Source organism: Paeniglutamicibacter sp. NPDC091659, assembly GCF_044756805.1.
GTDB lineage: Bacteria > Actinomycetota > Actinomycetes > Actinomycetales > Micrococcaceae > Paeniglutamicibacter.
In genome coordinates this window covers 451,725-466,326 of record NZ_JBIVTO010000001.1, presented here as the reverse complement: position 1 = coordinate 466,326, position 14,602 = coordinate 451,725, and the positions used below count along the sequence as shown (strand labels likewise).

Annotated in this window: 14 protein-coding genes and 1 tRNA gene; 7 read left to right on the top strand and 8 right to left on the bottom strand. The window is 63.5% G+C overall.

The annotated features are described in order from the left end of the window. Nucleotides 1–177 precede the first annotated feature (177 nt). The 3 genes from ACIQLF_RS02160 to ACIQLF_RS02150 all read left to right on the top strand — a co-directional run bounded on the left by ACIQLF_RS02160 (nt 178) and on the right by ACIQLF_RS02150 (nt 3,692). A complete protein-coding gene (locus ACIQLF_RS02160; RefSeq protein WP_400293947.1) occupies nt 178–1,617 on the top strand; it encodes an amino acid permease in 1,440 nt (479 codons plus the stop codon). A 72-nt stretch (nt 1,618–1,689) separates the two neighbouring features. Beyond that, a complete protein-coding gene (alr, locus tag ACIQLF_RS02155; RefSeq protein ID WP_400293946.1) occupies nt 1,690–2,853 on the top strand; it encodes an alanine racemase in 1,164 nt (387 codons plus the stop codon). Between the two features lie 38 nt (nt 2,854–2,891). Next, nucleotides 2,892–3,692 carry an IclR family transcriptional regulator gene (locus ACIQLF_RS02150; RefSeq protein WP_400293945.1) on the top strand — a complete coding sequence of 267 codons (801 nt, stop codon included), beginning with the start codon at nt 2,892–2,894 and terminating at the stop codon, nt 3,690–3,692. Here the strand turns inward: ACIQLF_RS02150 and ACIQLF_RS02145 are convergent. The 3 genes from ACIQLF_RS02145 to ACIQLF_RS02135 are packed head-to-tail and all read right to left on the bottom strand — an operon-like array spanning nt 3,689 to nt 5,695. Then, nucleotides 3,689–4,465 (bottom strand): IclR family transcriptional regulator, encoded by a 777-nt coding sequence (locus ACIQLF_RS02145; RefSeq protein WP_400293944.1) that lies wholly within the window; start codon nt 4,463–4,465, stop codon nt 3,689–3,691. The genes ACIQLF_RS02150 and ACIQLF_RS02145 overlap by 4 nt on opposite strands. Before the next feature lie 31 nt (nt 4,466–4,496). Further along, complete coding sequence (locus tag ACIQLF_RS02140) at nt 4,497–5,249, bottom strand: cyclase family protein (protein WP_400293943.1); 753 nt, start codon at nt 5,247–5,249, stop codon at nt 4,497–4,499. Beyond that, nucleotides 5,246–5,695 (bottom strand): hypothetical protein, encoded by a 450-nt coding sequence (locus tag ACIQLF_RS02135; RefSeq protein ID WP_400293942.1) that lies wholly within the window; start codon nt 5,693–5,695, stop codon nt 5,246–5,248. The genes ACIQLF_RS02140 and ACIQLF_RS02135 overlap by 4 nt, the downstream gene beginning before the upstream one ends. 307 nt (nt 5,696–6,002) lie before the next feature. On the opposite strand from ACIQLF_RS02135, the gene mmuM reads away from it, so the two are divergent. Next, nucleotides 6,003–6,971, top strand: a complete 969-nt coding sequence (gene mmuM / locus ACIQLF_RS02130; RefSeq protein WP_400295004.1) for a homocysteine S-methyltransferase — start codon at nt 6,003–6,005, stop codon at nt 6,969–6,971. 483 nt (nt 6,972–7,454) lie between these two features. Here the strand turns inward: mmuM and ACIQLF_RS02125 are convergent, their stop codons facing one another. Then, nucleotides 7,455–9,728, bottom strand: coding sequence for a glycoside hydrolase family 3 C-terminal domain-containing protein (locus tag ACIQLF_RS02125; RefSeq protein ID WP_400293941.1), 2,274 nt, complete (start codon nt 9,726–9,728; stop codon nt 7,455–7,457). 151 nt (nt 9,729–9,879) lie between these two features. On the opposite strand from ACIQLF_RS02125, the gene ACIQLF_RS02120 reads away from it, so the two are divergent. Both ACIQLF_RS02120 and ACIQLF_RS02115 read left to right on the top strand, forming a co-directional pair. Next, nucleotides 9,880–11,379, top strand: coding sequence for a carboxylesterase/lipase family protein (locus ACIQLF_RS02120; RefSeq protein ID WP_400293940.1), 1,500 nt, complete (start codon nt 9,880–9,882; stop codon nt 11,377–11,379). A 349-nt stretch (nt 11,380–11,728) separates the two neighbouring features. After that, a complete protein-coding gene (locus ACIQLF_RS02115) occupies nt 11,729–13,162 on the top strand; it encodes an amidase (RefSeq protein ID WP_400293939.1) in 1,434 nt (477 codons plus the stop codon). Nucleotides 13,163–13,254: 92 nt separating this feature from the next. Here ACIQLF_RS02115 and ACIQLF_RS02110 read toward each other — a convergent pair whose 3' ends face one another. The 3 genes from ACIQLF_RS02110 to ACIQLF_RS02100 all read right to left on the bottom strand — a co-directional run bounded on the left by ACIQLF_RS02110 (nt 13,255) and on the right by ACIQLF_RS02100 (nt 14,063). Continuing rightward, a complete protein-coding gene (locus ACIQLF_RS02110; protein ID WP_400293938.1) occupies nt 13,255–13,398 on the bottom strand; it encodes a hypothetical protein in 144 nt (47 codons plus the stop codon). 153 nt (nt 13,399–13,551) lie between these two features. Next, nucleotides 13,552–13,818: a Txe/YoeB family addiction module toxin gene (locus tag ACIQLF_RS02105; protein WP_400293937.1), complete on the bottom strand. Its 267-nt coding sequence runs from the start codon at nt 13,816–13,818 to the stop codon at nt 13,552–13,554. Continuing rightward, nucleotides 13,815–14,063 carry a type II toxin-antitoxin system Phd/YefM family antitoxin gene (locus ACIQLF_RS02100; protein WP_400293936.1) on the bottom strand — a complete coding sequence of 83 codons (249 nt, stop codon included), beginning with the start codon at nt 14,061–14,063 and terminating at the stop codon, nt 13,815–13,817. Before ACIQLF_RS02100 ends, ACIQLF_RS02105 begins: the two co-directional genes overlap by 4 nt. An 86-nt stretch (nt 14,064–14,149) precedes the next feature. On the opposite strand from ACIQLF_RS02100, the gene ACIQLF_RS02095 reads away from it, so the two are divergent. Continuing rightward, nucleotides 14,150–14,217: transfer RNA gene (locus ACIQLF_RS02095), tRNA-OTHER, on the top strand. Between the two features lie 19 nt (nt 14,218–14,236). Here ACIQLF_RS02095 and ACIQLF_RS02090 read toward each other — a convergent pair. Next, nucleotides 14,237–14,602: a cupin domain-containing protein gene (locus ACIQLF_RS02090; protein WP_400293935.1), complete on the bottom strand. Its 366-nt coding sequence runs from the start codon at nt 14,600–14,602 to the stop codon at nt 14,237–14,239.

Sequence of the window (14,602 nt, the reverse complement as noted above, 5' to 3'; positions counted from 1 at the left end):
ACCTCGAGTAATTTACGTGCATCATAGACATTTCTAGATGGCCTTAATGACCAAATAACCGTTTTCGTGTTACCTTCATCACTAGCGATACTGCACGGTTCGAGGTGGCCCGTCCCGCATGCCGGGGCAACGTGCCCACCCTTCGCATCAGACCTGTCCACTCACCTGGGAGAATCCATGGAAGCCTCACCCCCTGTTCAGCTAGAACCGCAACCAACAACTCCCCCGTCGACCGATTCCGGGCTCCGGCGGTCTATGGGGGCACGACATCTGATCATGATCGCCATGGGCGGGGTGATCGGATCCGGGCTGTTCCTGAGTTCGGGCTACACGATTTCCCAGGCCGGGCCACTTGGGGCGGTCATTGCCTATCTCATCGGCGCCTTCGTTGTGTACCTGGTGATGGCATGCCTCGGCGAACTTGCCATCGCGTATCCGGTCTCAGGCGCCTTCCATATCTACGCGGCTAGGTCGATCGGGCCGGCCACCGGGTTCACCACCGCCTGGCTCTACTGGCTCTGCTGGGCAGTGGCCATCGGATCGGAGTTCACGGCATCCGGTCTCCTGATGCAGCGCTGGTTCCCTGGTGTTGATGTCTGGGTCTGGTGCATCATCTTCGCCTCGGTCCTCTTCGGCTTCAACGCAGTCTCCTCGAAGTTCTTCGGCGAATCCGAGTTCTGGTTCGCCATCATCAAAGTGGGCGCCATCGTGGCCCTCATCGTGTTCGGAGGCGCTGCGCTATTCGGCTTCCATCCGCTCAGTGAGGGGGTCAACCACCCCTTCATGTTTGAGAACTTCAATACCTCCGGCGGCCTCTTCCCCAACGGGTTCAGCGGCATCCTCGTCACCGCACTTGCAGTGTTCTACGCCTTCTCCGGCTCCGAACTCATCGGAGTAGCAGCGGGCGAAACTGCTGATCCTGCCACCAACATTCCCAAAGCCATGCGAAGCACGGTCATCCGTCTACTGATCTTCTTTGTTGGGGCAATCGCTGTCATCGCCGCTACCATCCCGTTCGAGCAAGTCGGACTGGATGAAAGCCCGTTCGTGACGGTCTTCTCATCCATCGGTTTTCCTTTTGCCGCCGATATGATGAACTTCGTCATCATCACCGCACTGCTCTCCGCCGGAAACAGTGGTCTCTTCTCCTGTGCACGAATGCTGTATTCCCTTGCCGACGAGGGGCACGCCCCCCGGGCGCTGAAGAAGCTAACCCGACGCGGTATCCCCTTGACGGCGCTCTCAGTCAGCATGCTTGGTGGCCTGGCATCCCTCATCAGCAGCGTCGTTGCGGCCGAAACGGTATATTTGGCTCTCGTTTCGGTGGCAGGGTTCGCCGTCGTCGGGGTATGGATGTCCATCACCGCCTCACACTTTTTCCACAGGAGGTCCTTCGTCAGGAATGGCGGCGATGTCGCGGCCCTTTCCTACAAAGCCCCGCTGTTCCCGCTGGTGCCGATCCTAGCCTTCTCGCTCTGTCTCATCTCGCTCATCGGCATCGCGTTTGACCCGAACCAGGTAGCAGCCCTCTATTTCGGAGTCTCTTTCGTCGGTGCCTGCTACACCTTCTTCTACTTCAAGTACGGACGCAAGCTGCGCGCAGACCAGTCGTCCTAACTCCATTATCAACTCAGCTTCGTGGCCGGGGGGCTCTATTCCCCGGCCACGAAGCTGTCCAACGGATAGATCATGAACTCACAAGACCTGATGCAACACGTGTCCAGTTCAGTCCAGGACTCCGGCAGCTGGCTGGAGATTGACGCCGCCGCTTTCGAGTCAAATGTCCGCAACATCCTGTCCATGCTCGATGACCGGGCGCTCCTGTGCGCGGTGGTCAAGTCCCATGCCTATGGACACGGAGCCGACCTCCTCCTCCCCTCCCTTGTTCGTCTAGGCGTTCCATTCGTCGGAGTAGGAAGCAACGAGGAAGCAGCCATCGCGCGCCGCTGCGGTTTTGAGGGCCGCATCCTGCGTGTCCGTGCCGCGGCGCCTCAGGAGGTCCAGGCCGGCCTGCGTCACGACATTGAAGAACTCATTGCCGACCCGCAGAGCGCGTGGGAAATACACAAGATCGCCTCCGAAGCCGGGAAGGTGGTCCGCATCCACCTCGATATCAACTCTTCCGGGATCAGCAGGCACAGCCTCGACGTCTCATCCGCGCTCGGGCTGGCATCCGCAGTAGGGATCGTGAGCCACGGAGGGCTTCAATTGGCCGGAATCATGACACATTTTCCCAAGGACGACAACGGCCATATCGAAACCGCGCTTCTGCGTTTTCAGAGCCAAGCGTTGAAGCTCCTCCAGCTGACCGGAATCCCCCGGGAGGACGTGCTGCTCCACTGCGCCAATTCCTACGCCGCTCTGCACGTACGCGGATCTTGGCTGGACATGGTCCGTGCCGGCGCAGTCCTCTACGGCGATTCCGATCCGACAGCAGGGAATTTTCGACGGTGCTTGGCCTTCAAAGCCCGGATCGCTTCAATTAACAGCTACGCAGCAGGAACCAAGGTCGGCTACGGACTAACCTACACCTTGGACCGGGACTCCCGACTGGCGTCAGTGACAGCAGGTTACGGAGACGGCTACCGGCGGGCACTGGCCAGCCAGGGCGCCGTTCTTGTCCGCGGCCGTCGCGCTGCCATTGTCGACATCGTTTCGATGAATTCCATGGTTGTCGACGTCACCGACCTAGCGGAAGTCTCTCCTGGAGACGAAGTCGTGCTTTTCGGGCGGCAGGGAAGCGCAGAAATCGCTCCCGCCGAACTGGAAACCGCGAATTCTGCCATACTCGCGGACCTCTACACTGTGTGGGCGCAAGGAAACCGCGTCCTAGTCAAGGACGAAGATATGTAAGAATTAGGCGTTGTTATCGGGCGGAAGGAGCATGGAGCATGGATTCTTCTTCGCAAGCGTCATCCATGGCCCAAGGACTTCGAATAGTTCGGCTGGTCGTGGACCGGGAGAAGCGGGGCCGGCGGCTTCTCGGCGTTTCCCAGCTCGCATCCGAGATGGATATGGAACAAAGCCGTGTCTCCCGGTTGACGCAGGAATTGTGTGAGCTGGGACTGTTGGAACGTGTCGAGCGTGGCCCCTTCCGAACCGGCCCACGTTTTTTCGACCTGGCAGCGACGTTGAATTCCGGATGGGTACGTGAATCAAGAAACGAACTCGAGGCGTTTGTGGCTTCATTCGGCCTTAGATCCAGAGTTTCCGTCCGCGAGGGCTTCCGAGTCATTCTCCTGCGGGCTTCCAGCAATGACGCGGTTCCCGGCAGTTTCGTGAAACCCGGCATGGTGACGCCCGTATGGTGTACAGGGGCCGGCAGGGCCCTGCTGTGGGACGACAAGGAACCTGCCGTTCAAACCCTCCTCCAGGATGTCAACTTCATCGGCGTAGGCGGCCCGGGAGCGGCCCATTCGCCACACGAAGTCGTCGAACTGATGGACCGGGACCGGGCGCGTGGCTTCATCCTCGCGGAGGAAGAATTCGAGCACGGAGTCTACGAACTGGCGGTTCCCGTCCGCAGCGCTGAAGGATCCATTATTGCCGCGCTAAGCGTCCTGGGCAGCCGGGCCGAGATCAATTCGAGCGCCAATGACATTGCAACAGCTCTCACGGCAGCAGCCGAACGGCTGGGGTTATATGTGGGCCGCACCCGGGGCGACGCGGGCCGGAAGGACCAGACCAGCTAGAGCCGGTTCTGCGGCAAAGAGTAACCCAGCGTCGACTCAAGCCACTGCCCCCAGGACAGCAGAGCCGTGGCGCAGAACTCCCGCCGCGGCTCCAAGTGTGCTTTGGCGCCTACGACCTGCAACGCTGCCACCACATCGCCCTTGAAATCCCGAATCGGGACGGCCAGGGAATACAACCCTGGCTCAGCTTCCTCATCGACGATGGAGTACCCCCGTACCCGCGCCCCGCGCAGTCGTGACAGAAAGTCCTCGACGTCAAGCGGTGTATTGGGCCCATGACGCACGAACGCAACGTCCGAGAAAATGGTTCGGACATTGGCGTCCGACGCTTCCCACAGCAGGGCTTGGCCGGCATCACTGCAGAAGGCCGGGTAGGGCCGGCCCAGCCACGAGCCGACCATATTGCTACTTGCCGGAACACGCTCACCGATGGTGATCGTACTGTCTCCGCTCAGAACTCCAAGGAAGCATCCTTCATCAGTTTCACGGGACAAGCCTTCCAACGCGGTCGCACCGTCGCTCTGCAGTCGCTGCTCTGTCAACAGCTGAGCATCTGTCAGGAGCGACCAGTCCAAGGCGTAGGACTTATGGTCGCCGCGTGCAAGAAACCCCTCATGCTCGGCGGTCCGCAGGCTGCGCGAAACCTGGCTGCGATCCTTGCCCAGGTCGGCGGCTATATCAGCGACCGTTCCGCCAGGAAGGTCTCCGGCGTTGCGGGAGCCGACCGCTAGGACAGCAATGATTCCCCGACCCATGCTGGTTGTCTTAGACATGGATCGATTATAGTCACTGGACGAACGCGTCTTAGTGGATGGCGAAGACCCGGGCAGGAAAACCACTGCCTCGCAGGGGTTTAGGCCAACTTGCAATGAGGACCGCGCCCGCTTCTGGAATTCCTTCTAGGTTCGCCATCAGCTCGATCTGCCACCGGTTCTGCGCCAGGACATAGGTTTCCAAAGTGAAATCCTGACGGGACGTGGCCAGCCCCGGGTCAGTGTCCGTCTGTTCATGACCGACGGCAGTAACCGACCGCTCCTCAATCAGGTAGGAAAGGACTTCAGGCGACCAGCCTGGCGTGTGGCTGACCCCCTCATCGTCCCTGTTTGCCATGGCGTCAGTGTCGGGCCAACGTTGACTCCAGCCTGTCCGCAACGCCACAAAGGCCCCGGGTGCGATGGCTCCATTACGGCTCTCCCAAGCCTGAACGTCCTCCATCTTGGGAGTGGCGTCCGCATTTGCGATGACCCGCTCGGTAATGTCCAGGATGACCAACGGAAGAACCATCTCCTCCACCGGAATCTGGTCCAAAGTCCGTCCCCCTCGGATGAAATGCGATGGAGGATCCACGTGTGTTCCCCATTGGCCGATGATCGAATAGCGGTGAGCGGTGAAACCGTCGCCTCTGTCAAGATCGAATACGGTCTCCCTGATTTCTTCGGGGAATGCCGGGAAATGGGGCTGGCCAGGGTGGAAAGCATGCGTCAAGTCAGTAAATGCCCTGCCGGCAAGTAGCGGCTGCAGCCCGTTCCAAAGTCCAGTCTGTGTGGCTTCAATCATGATGCAGCCTCGCTCTCAAAGACTGCCGGAAGGGCAGTGTTGGAGACGCTGATTGGCCCAGTCAGTTCGATGACCGGCACCTCCCAGGGATGGATATCCACGATGCACTGCAGGATGCCTTCCACGGCAGCGTCATCGAGCGCCGCGTCGAAATACGTTGTGAAGACCAACGTAGGCGAAATTGTGCGCTGGCCCACCTGCCCCAACGTAGGGTTAGCACCCTCCGTGCAAGTGAACCCCTCGAAACCCAAACCCGATTCGAAGACATGTCTGTAGTTGCCGAAATCCCCTAAGGCAGGGGATTCGGACACGGCCTGAAGCAGTGCCACGAGGCCGGAATCATCCTTGAACGCATCGGCGTCACCCTTGGCGAGCCGGGAGAAGGATTCCACTGCTATGGGCCAATGCACACGCAACTTACGTAGTGATTTCATTTCAATCTTCAAGGGAGGCCTCTTCCTGAGGGTTCACAAACGGTGTCTGAATGCCATGATGGCATATAGTGATGGTCGTTACAAGCATCTAAAAATGCTTATTAAGAACATTTTCGATGGATTGTCCGCGTTCGCTTGCCAAGTCAGCCAGAGTTGGAATGTGGCGGAGTGTCGAGACGCCGACTGCTGCTTGGGTCATGTGCCAGCCAGGGGGTACACCGCTCTTGCGTCCCTGCACTTGCGCTATCTTGCATTGCCGGAGGCGCCGCGTCCACCCACGGCAATCAAGAACGAACCGAACCGATTGGAGCCCTACACGATGCCCAGTAACACCAAACTCTCCCGCATGCTCGACGCCGGAGCGAACCTGACCGTGGACGGCGCACTCGCCACCGAGCTTGAGGCGCGCGGCTGCGATCTGGATGACCCTTTGTGGTCGGCTAAAGTCCTTTTGGAACAGCCGGACCTCGTCAAACGCGTACACCGCGATTACTTCCGCGCCGGAGCTACGGTCGCAATCACTGCGAGCTATCAGGCCACGCATATGGGGTTTGCGCGGCGCGGCATCGGCGAGGAAGACGCCTTGGAGCGAGTGGCATCGAGTGTGCACCTGGCCGACGAAGCGCGTCAAGAGTACTTGGGCGAAAACCCGGATGCGGGCCCCTTGCTGGTAGCAGGATCGGTCGGCCCCTATGGTGCGTATCTCGCGGACGGATCGGAATACCGGGGCGACTACTCCCTCACCCGAAACGAGTTTTTGGAGTTCCACCGGCCGCGAATCGCAACGCTGGTGGCGGCCGGAGCGGATTTCCTTGCCTGCGAGACTCTGCCTTCACTGCCCGAGGCCGAGGCCTTATTGGCGCTCATGAGAGAATTCGACGTCGAAGCCTGTCTCTCCTTCACGCTACGGGACGGAGGACACATCAGCGACGGTACGCCGCTGGCTCAAGTCGCAAAGCTCTTTAGGGAGCAGCCGCTCGCGGTCGCGATCGGCGTGAATTGTGTGCCGCTGGAGCTGGTTTCCCCCTCGCTGGAGATCCTGGGTAAAGCCACCGATATGCCCCTGATCGCATATCCGAATTCGAGCGAAATCTATGACGCAGTCACCAAAACGTGGGGGCCGTCCGCGGCTGGGGGCAGCCCTGCGAGGCTCGATAACAAACAGCCCGCAAGCCTTGCTGAGGGAGCACCCGTCTGGCGGGAACTTGGCGCTCGGCTCGTTGGAGGGTGCTGTCGAACGACACCACAGGATATTGCCGCAGTGGCCAGGCTGTCAGAAAATCCTTAGCCAGACTCCCCCCAGGACGCGGGCTTCACTCCGAACCTGACGCCGTTTGCGGTACTCAACGCGAGAGGTCGCTGACTGGGTAAAAGGTCTTACTGGGCCCCCTCACTACGGCCTTTCGCTTGTCCATGAGTGCCCGTTCACGGCTCCGGATTTGTGGGCGCATTGGAAGGCGGCATTCCCGTTCAACCCGAGTTCCTGGCGGCCTCCGTGACGCTGCCGACCCGATCCAGCACTGCGAAGATGTTGTCCTTACTGTTCTTGCGCGTGCTTCTACTTGGTGTGTCCCGTGGTTTCCCCGCGGCGCTGGCCCAGAAATAGCACGCATGCCGGGGGAATCCCGGCTTCTTTCGCCGCCGCTGCGACGTTGGCCAGCCGCTCGAATGCCTCAAGGAAACGGGCTTTGCCCCGGGGCGGGTAGGCATCAGGTGCTACAACTGCTGGAATCTGCCGAACGCGCGGGGCCCGTTGTTCGTTTGTCTGGCCCTACTGCTGGACGGCAACTCCCGCAGCGGCGGCGGCACGCGCACCGTGGATGGCGCCGATCAGCTGGTCCAGGCCCTCCTGGGTCATCGGGGAACCCGGGAAGTTCAGCAGGCGCCCGATCGGCATGGAGCCGAGCATCGAGGTCATCATCGCCGAGGCCTCGTCGTCGCCCGAGCCGCCGGTGATCCCGGAGAGCGCGTCGCCGGCGAACTGGGCCATGACAGCGCCGCCGATCGGGTCGGCCATCAATTCGCCCAGCGTGGTTTCGGAGTTGATGGCAACCTGGACCACGTCGCCGGCCAGTTCGATGTCCGCGCTCAGGCGCACGTCGCGGCTCGAGGACGCGGCTGTCACCTCGTAGGTTCCCGGCTCGACGGTCCAGCCCTCGACCCGGGTGTCCCAGTAGGCGAGCTCGGAGCGGTCGACCAGCAGCTCCACGACGGTGCTTTCGCCCGCGGCAAGTTCGACGCAGGCGAACGCTGCAAGCGAGCGCGGCGCACGGGCCACGCCGGAGCCCGGCAGGCCTATGTACAGCTGCACGATTTCGCGGCCCGCAACGTTGCCGCTGTTGCGCAGGGTCACCGTGGCGCGCAGCCCGTCGTCGTACTTTTCGACGGCAAGGTCCGTGTACTCGAAGTCCGTGTAGCTCAGCCCGTGGCCGAACGGGTAGCGCACCGCGGCCTTGCGGGCGTCGTGCCAGCGGTAGCCCACGAAGATGCCCTCGCCGTAGCGCACGTGGCCGTGCTCGCCGGGGAAGTCCAAGGCCGCCGGGGTGTCCTCGAGACGCAGCGGGATGGTCTCGGCCAGCCGGCCGGAGGGGTTCACCTTGCCGGTGACGACGTCGGCCAGCGCGCCGCCGCCGGCCTGGCCGCCAAGCCAGGCGGCAAGCACGGCGGGCACGTCGTCGGCGAACGGCATTTCGACAACGCCGCCGCCCACCAGCGCGACGGCGAGGTTCGGGTTGGCCGCGCGAACCTCGTCGAGCAGTGCCAGCTGGACAGCAGGCAGCTGCAGGTCCGCCCGGTCAAAGCCCTCGGATTCGACGGCGCTGGGCAGGCCCAGCAGGAAGATGACGGTGTCGGCCCGGCCGGCTGCGGAAACGGCCTCGGCGAAGAGCTCCGCCTCGGGGGCCGCGTCGACGGCCAGCGAGTAGCCGGGGGCGAACTCGATGGTTCCGAGGCCCGGGACGGCGCGCACTTCGTCGAGGAAGTTTTCCACGCGGGTCGGGTTGACCTGCGAGGAGCCTGCTCCCTGGTAGCGCGGGGTGCGCGCGAACTCACCGATCACCGCGACGTTGGTTCCCGCGGACACGGGCAGCACATTGCCCTCGTTTTTCAGCAGCACGATCCCCTTGCCGGCGGCCTCGCGGGCAAGTGCGTGGTTCGCGTCGAGGTCCGCGGGGCCCGTGGCGGGCCGGGCCCGCTTGGCGAATTCGGCCAGGCGCACGACGCTCTCGTCGAGCACCGATTCCTCGAGTTCGCCGGAGGCGAAGGCGTCGGAGATGCGCTGGATGCTGTTACCCGGGTTACCCGGCATTTCCAGATCGAGGCCGGCGTTGAGGGACCGCACCCGGTCGGTGACGGCTCCCCAGTCGGAGACGACGATGCCGTCGAAGCCCCAGTCCTTGCGCAGCACATCGGTGAGCAGCCAGCGGTTCTCCGCCGCCGAGACGCCGTTGATGCGGTTGTAGGAGCACATGACGGTCCACGGCTGCGAGTTGCGCACCACGCGTTCGAAGGCGCGCAGGTAGATCTCGCGCAGCGGGCGCGGATCGACGTCCGCGGAGACCCGCATGCGGTCGGCTTCCTGGTTGTTCGCGGCAAAGTGCTTCACGGAGGCACCCACATCCTGGGACTGGAGGCCGTCGACCAGCGCCGAACCCAGCATGCCGGAGACCAGCGGGTCCTCGGAGAGGTACTCGAAGTTGCGGCCGCACAACGGCGAGCGCTTGATGTTGACGCCCGGGCCAAGCACCACGCCCACGCCCTGGGCGCGCGCCTCGGCGCCGATGGCCGCACCCACGCGCTCCAGCAGGGAAACGTCGAAGCTGGATCCCAGGGTCACAGCCGGCGGGAAGCAGGTGGCCGGCACGGAATCCTCGAGCCCCAGGTGGTCGCTGGCGCCTGCCTGCAGGCGGAGTCCGTGGGGTCCGTCGGTGAGGATCACGGCCGGCAGCCCCGCGGACTCGAGGCCGGAAGTGCTCCAAAAATCGCGGCCCGTTGTCAACGATGCTTTTTCCTGGATTGTCAGCTCGGTTGGGATCTGTGCGCTCATGCTGTCCTCTTGTCTGTTCCGGCGGCCTCAACACCGCATTGAGAAATACCGTACAACACTCGGAATTTCTCCACAAGCATCGGATAGTCTTGCGCTGGGACGTCTCGAACGCCCCTCCAACAACCTTTGTTCCAACAGATCAGGAGCCACGATGTCAGCAGAACAAAGCACCGAACAGGACCAGCTGATCATCGACACCCCGCTGGGCAGGATACGGGGCATCCGCCGGCCCGTCGAGGGGCGCGATGACATCACGTCCTTCATGGGCATCCCCTTCGCACAGGCCCCGGTCGGCGATCTCCGCTTCGCCGCCCCGGTGCCGGCCGACCCCTGGGACGGAATCCGCGACGCACTCGCCTTCGGCCCCACGCCGCAGCGCGGGGACCCCGGCGTGACACTGATCCCCGAGCCCAGCGTGCCCGGCGAATCCACACTCAACCTCAACGTCACCACCCCCGCGGCGGGAGACAACGACGCCAAGCTCCCCGTGCTCGTCTGGATCCACGGCGGCGGCTTCTTCTCCGGCTCCCCCGCCAGCCCCTGGTACAACAGCACGGGCTTCGCCCGCGACGGAGTCGTCACGGTCGTCGTGTCCTACCGGCTGGGCTTCGACGGATTCGGGCACATTCCCGGAGCCCCGGAGAACCGCGGCGTGCGCGACTGGCTCTGCGCCCTGGAATGGGTGCGCGACAACATCGCCTCGTTCGGCGGCGACCCCGAAAAGGTCACCATTGCCGGCCAGTCGGCAGGCGGCGGTGCGGCGCTCACGCTGCTGGGTATGCCAGCCGCCCGAGGACTGTTCCGCGGCGTCATTTCGCTCTCCGGCGCGCTGGCCGACGTCAGCCTGCCTCGGGCCAAGGAACTGACCACCGCCCTGGCCGAGAGTGCCGGGGTGAGCCCCGACCTGGCGGGCTTCGGCTCGGTGCCCGAGGAAAAACTCATCGAACTGCAACTGAAGAACACCAGCCTCACGGCAAAGGGCGCCCTGCAGAAGATGCTCGACGAAGGGCTCTCGCTCGGCCCCATCGTCGACGGGGACCTGCTCCCCCGCCCGACCACCGAGGCGCTCGCGGACGGTCAGGGCAACGACGTCCCACTGTGGCTTTCGGCCACCGACGACGAATTCGCCATGGCCTTCACCAAGGCCGCCAAGTTCCTGCGCTTCCTGCCGGCCAGCCGCATGATCACCAAGATGGGCGGGACCAAGGAGGCCCGTCGCGCCTGGATGACCCACAACGCGGACGTCAAGGCGCTGGGCACCGCCTCGGTCATGGGACGATTCCTGACCGACCGGATGTTCCGCGTCAACCTGGCCGAACTCGCCGACCTGCGCAGCGGCACACCCACCTGGGTCTCGCGCTTCAGCTGGCGTTCCCCGGTGTTCTCGGCCGCGGTCCACTGTCTGGATGTGCCGTTCTTCTTCGACTGCCTGGGTTCGGAGAAGGTCGAGCCGCTGGCCGGCCCCAATCCCCCGCAGGAACTGGCAGACATCCTGCATGCCTCGGCACTGGGCTTCATCAGGGACTCGAACCCGGGCTGGGGAACCTACACCCCGGAAGCCAAGAACACGCGGGTATTCGACAGCCACACCCGAACCATTGCCGACGGCTACGCCAGCGTCCGGGCCCTGCGCCCGGGGGCCGCGCTTTAGGCATCGGCACGGGCACGGAAAACGGCCCCGGCCGCTGGCGTAGCCGAGAACATCCCGTCGAAACGGCACCACCCCCGACACTGCGGGTGGTGCCGTTTCCACACTCGCCTCGGCCCTTCAACCGGTTTGCGCCATGCCTGGGAATCAGCAAACCGCGCCGTCCCGCGCGGCGGCCCCCGCACTTCCAAGGAACCATTCGACCATTCTCGTCAACAAGGTTGTCATCGCCGTTGACTTAATCGAAACGTGAGCCTAGTCTCATTGCGGAGGGTCACGCCGCGCGCCCTTGCATCCAAGCAATGCGCCCGTTGCCCGCACGCCCCCGCACACCTTTCGATTGGAGCCATTCATGGAGCTGCACCACCTCACGGCCACCAAGGCACGCGAACTTTTTGAAGCCAAGGAACTCTCGCCCGTCGAACTGCTGGACGCGGTCGTGGCCCGAACCGCGGCCGTGGAACCCGGCATCAACGCGCTGACCGAGGAAATGCTCGACGACGCCTACGCCGCCGCACGCACCTCGCAGGAACGCTTTGCCGCCGGCGGCTCGCAGCTTGGCGCCCTCGAAGGCATCCCGTTGTTGCTCAAGGAAGAGCAGCCGATCGCCGGACGCCTGAACGAGGAAGGTTCACTGACCGAAAAGGGCACCATCGCCGAGGCCAGCCACCCGATCGTCGACCGCATCTTCAATGCGGGCGCCGTGGTGCACGGCCGCACCACCACCCCGGAGTTCTGCTGCGCCCCGTACACGCACAGCAAGTTGTGGGGCGTCACCCGCAACCCGTGGAACACGGACCTGACCCCGGGCGGCTCCTCGGGCGGCTCCGGCGCGGCACTGGCCGCGGGCGAGTCCATCCTCGCCACGGGCTCCGACATCGGCGGATCCATCCGCATCCCCTCCTCCTTCTCCGGCATCGTCGGCTTCAAGCCGCCGTTCGGACGCGTCCCGGGACTGGCGCCCTTCAACCAGGACACCTACTGCGCGGACGGCCCCATGGGCCGCAGCGTCGCCGACGTGGCCCTGCTGCAGAACGTGATCGCCGGCCCGCACCGCGTCGACCAGGCCTCGCTGCGCCCGGCCTACACGCTGCCGGCACCGAACGCCGCCGCGGCCGTGGGCATGCGGGTAGCACTGTGCATCAATCTCGGCGACTACATCGTGGACCCGGTCATCGAGGCCAACACCCGCGCAGCGGCGGATGCCCTGCGCAGCGCCGGCGTCATCGTCGAGGAAATCACGCTGCCGTGGACCCGCAAGCAGATCGTCGAGGCCGCCTGGGCGCACTTCGGCGGCATCATGGGCCCGTTCATCACCGAAATCGCCGGCGCGAACAGCGACCTGCTCATGCCCTACACCCTGGACTTCGCCAAGCGCGCGGCACAGGCCGGCTCCTTCGCCGAGGGTCTGGTGGCCGAGGCCGCCATCTACGAACCGCTGGGCAAGGTCTTCGAAACCTACGACGCCCTACTCTGCCCGACGCTTGCCACCCAGGGCATGGCCGCGGACTTCGCGGACCCTGCCGCGCTTGTCGATGTCGGAGGCGCCCAGGTTCCCTGGATCGAATCCGCACTGACCGTGCCGTTCAACGTCATCGGCCGCGTGCCGGTGCTGGCGCTGCCCTCGGGCATGGCGCCAAACGGCCTGCCGACGGGCGTGCAGCTGGTTGGCCGCACCTACGACGACGCGACCGTCTTTGCCCTGGGCCAGGCGTTTGAGGAAGCCCTGGGCCTGTGGACCTCCGACTCGTGGTGGCCCGCCATGAATGCCGCGGCAAACGCCTAAGACGACCAGCGGCACACTAGACGGGATTGGCAGCGGTCCCCCTCTGGCCGTGGGGGCGGGTGGGGGCGCTGCCAATCCATTTTTGCGCCCGGCTACCGGGCGACGCGAGCGCCGTTGCGTTCGAGCGTTGCCACGAGTCCATCCAGCAATACGTGGATGCCAAGTTCAAATGCTGCCTGCGCGCTCCAGCTCGCGGCACCCAGACCGCTCGCCCAAAACGGATCGGTCAGCAGCACCCGCTGTCCCTGCTGACCATACCTCCCGAGCAGGGCCACTGAAGGGCTGAGGGCGCACACTCGAGCAGTGTTCGCGTCAGGCCCCGACGGGTAGTATCGCAGACGCTTCGATCCGGCTTCGGTACCGCCAAAGTATTGCGAGGTTAGATAAGGTCAGTAGTGATAGCGGGCTTGCAGGATCGTCACGTAGTGATCGTTTGCAATGTAAACAAGCCTGTTGGCCTCGTCGATTCGACGAGACCAGACGCCGGCTAATGCATGTTTCAACGGCTCCGGTTTTCCGATTCCGTCGAAAGGGTCATCCCGAAGGATGTCCTCAATGAGGGTGTTGATTCGCTTGAGCGTTTTGCGGTCCTGACTTTGCCAGTACAGGTAGTCTTCCCACGCTTCAGCCGCCCAAGCGAGAATGCGTCCGCTCAAGGTTCTACGAGCCCACGCTCGACAACCTGGCCTTCACGAGCGGACTCAAGAGCAGAGAGCAGTCGCTGCGCGTTCTTGGGTGAGCGCAGCAGGTAGCTCGTTTCCACCAGCGCGTCGTACTCATCCTTCGACATCAGCACGGCAGATCCACGCTTCGACATGATCTCAACCTCAGTGTGATCGAGATTGACCCGCTCGATGAGGCCGAAAAGGTCACGTCGCGCTTCGCTCGTTGTTATCGCCACGACTTCCTCCTAGTTGTACTAGATATGGTACCACTATTCCTTGCGTGTGGTCTCTTGGGGCGAGCCAAAAGGCGGCTTCGATTTCTGGTGAAGGAAGGGATTCCGGCGCCTTGCCAAAAGGCGGTGACCGAGGGTTCAAATCCCTCGGTCACCGCCTCAGCTTTGGTTGTTCGCTAAGCCTGCGTCAGGTACAGCTTGCGCAGCGGTGCATCCAGGATCCAGGTGGTGCGCATGCCCTCGCTGAGGCGGCAGACGGTTCCCGGCTCGAGCTTCAGCACGTCCGCGGCAAACCCGTTGGCCGCGTGGATCTGCACGGTGGCGGAACCGCTGAGCACCACAAAGAGTTCCTCCGCCTCGACATCGGTCATGATTCCGGCGCTCATTTCCCAGAGGCCGAATTCCACGCCGAAGATCTCCCCGAGCCGCTCGGCGGCGGTGGTGGGATCTCCGGCAACCGACTGGTCCGCCGGAACGAGCTCGTGTTCCAGCACCGCGGAGGGTGCATGGAGTGTGGGGTTGTTGAAACTGGTCATATTCAT